This is a genomic window from Thauera butanivorans NBRC 103042 (assembly GCF_001591165.1).
GTDB lineage: Bacteria > Pseudomonadota > Gammaproteobacteria > Burkholderiales > Rhodocyclaceae > Thauera > Thauera butanivorans.
The window spans coordinates 1-2,591 of record NZ_BCUG01000114.1 but is presented as its reverse complement, the minus strand read 5'-3'; the positions used below and the strand labels follow the sequence as shown (position 1 = coordinate 2,591).

The following is a 2,591-nucleotide window of genomic DNA, read 5'->3' as shown; positions in this document are numbered from 1 at the left end:
GGGGTGACTGCGTACCTTTTGTATAATGGGTCAGCGACTTACGTTCAGTAGCGAGCTTAACCGAATAGGGGAGGCGTAGCGAAAGCGAGTCTGATAAGGGCGTCGTAGTTGCTGGGCGTAGACCCGAAACCGGATGATCTATCCATGGCCAGGATGAAGGTGCGGTAACACGCACTGGAGGTCCGAACCCACTAACGTTGAAAAGTTAGGGGATGAGCTGTGGATAGGGGTGAAAGGCTAAACAAATCCGGAAATAGCTGGTTCTCCCCGAAAACTATTTAGGTAGTGCGTCGTACGGACACTTGCGGGGGTAGAGCACTGTAATCGTTGGGGGGGTCACTGCGATCTACCCCGCGATAGCAAACTCCGAATACCGCAAAGTGATATACGGCAGACAGACATCGGGTGCTAACGTCCGGTGTCAAGAGGGAAACAACCCAGACCGCCAGCTAAGGTCCCAAATGCATGGCTAAGTGGCAAACGAGGTGGGAAGGCATAGACAGCTAGGAGGTTGGCTTAGAAGCAGCCACCCTTTAAAGAAAGCGTAATAGCTCACTAGTCGAGTCGTCCTGCGCGGAAGATGTAACGGGGCTCAAGCCATGAACCGAAGCTGCGGATGTGTCTTTGACACGTGGTAGGGGAGCGTTCCGTAGGCCTGCGAAGGTGTCTCGTAAGGGATGCTGGAGGTATCGGAAGTGCGAATGCTGACATGAGTAGCGATAAAGGGTGTGAAAAGCACCCTCGCCGTAAGCCCAAGGTTTCCTGCGCAACGTTCATCGGCGCAGGGTGAGTCGGCCCCTAAGGCGAGGCAGAAATGCGTAGTCGATGGGAAACGGGTCAATATTCCCGTACCGGTTCTAGATGCGATGGGGGGACGGAGAAGGTTAGGTTGGCCATCTGTTGGAATAGGTGGTTCAAGCGTGTAGGCGTGCCCGGTAGGCAAATCCGCCGGGCTGAGCTCAGGCGTGATAACGAGGCTCTTAGGAGCCGAAGCAACTGATACCCTGCTTCCAGGAAAAGCCTCTAAGCTTCAGTCTAGAATCGACCGTACCGCAAACCGACACAGGTGGGCTGGTAGAGAATACCCAGGCGCTTGAGAGAACTCAGGAGAAGGAACTCGGCAAATTGATACCGTAACTTCGGGAGAAGGTATGCCCCGTTAGCTTGTAGGAGCACATCCGAAGGGCGAAGGGGCCGCAGAGAATCGGTGGCTGCGACTGTTTATTAAAAACACAGCACTGTGCAAACACGAAAGTGGACGTATACGGTGTGACGCCTGCCCGGTGCCGGAAGGTTAAGTGATGGGGTGCAAGCTCTTGATCGAAGCCCCGGTAAACGGCGGCCGTAACTATAACGGTCCTAAGGTAGCGAAATTCCTTGTCGGGTAAGTTCCGACCTGCACGAATGGCGTAACGATGGCCACACTGTCTCCTCCTGAGACTCAGCGAAGTTGAAATGTTTGTGAAGATGCAATCTCCCCGCGGCTAGACGGAAAGACCCCATGAACCTTTACTGTAGCTTTGCATTGGACTTTGACGGGACTTGTGTAGGATAGGTGGGAGGCTATGAAACCGGGACGCCAGTTCCGGTGGAGCCATCCTTGAAATACCACCCTGGTGTCGTCGAGGTTCTAACCCAGGCCTGTGAATCCAGGTCGGGGACCGTGCATGGTGGGCAGTTTGACTGGGGCGGTCTCCTCCCAAAAGGTAACGGAGGAGTACGAAGGTCACCTAGGTACGGTCGGACATCGTACTGATAGTGCAATGGCAAAAGGTGGCTTGACTGCGAGACCCACACGTCGAGCAGGTGCGAAAGCAGGTCATAGTGATCCGGTGGTTCTGTATGGAAGGGCCATCGCTCAACGGATAAAAGGTACTCTGGGGATAACAGGCTGATTCCGCCCAAGAGTTCACATCGACGGCGGAGTTTGGCACCTCGATGTCGGCTCATCACATCCTGGGGCTGTAGTCGGTCCCAAGGGTATGGCTGTTCGCCATTTAAAGTGGTACGTGAGCTGGGTTTAAAACGTCGTGAGACAGTTTGGTCCCTATCTGCCGTGGGCGCTGGAAGTTTGAGAGGGCCTGCTCCTAGTACGAGAGGACCGGAGTGGACGCACCCCTGGTGTACCGGTTGTGACGCCAGTCGCATCGCCGGGTAGCTATGTGCGGAAGAGATAACCGCTGAAAGCATCTAAGCGGGAAACTCGCCTCAAGATGAGACTTCCCCGGGGCCCCGAGCCCCCTGAAGGGTCGTTGAAGACCACAACGTTGATAGGTCGGGTGTGGAAGCGTGGCAACACGTTGAGCTAACCGATACTAATTGCCCGTGTGGCTTGATCCTATAACCTTGAATGCACACTAGAACTCGTTGCACATCACACAACTCACACGCACTTCTTCTCACTTTGGCCCGCGCTCACGCTGCCCGACAGCACGCGCAGGCAACAAGTCACAGTCTGACGACCAGAGCTTTGTGGAACCACCCCTGCCCATCCCGAACAGGACCGTGAAACGCAAACGCGCCGATGATAGTGAGGCACGCCCTCGTGAAAGTAGGTCATCGTCAGACTAATCCATGCGCAACAACGCCCG

2 rRNA genes are annotated in these 2,591 nt (G+C 55.1%); both read left to right on the top strand.

The annotated features are described in order from the left end of the window. A 23S ribosomal RNA gene (locus tag TBU01S_RS22535) occupies positions 1-2,340 on the top strand; the annotation flags it as partial. A gap of 114 nt (positions 2,341-2,454) precedes the next feature. After that, a 5S ribosomal RNA gene (gene rrf, locus TBU01S_RS22530) occupies positions 2,455-2,568 on the top strand. Positions 2,569-2,591 lie beyond the last annotated feature (23 nt).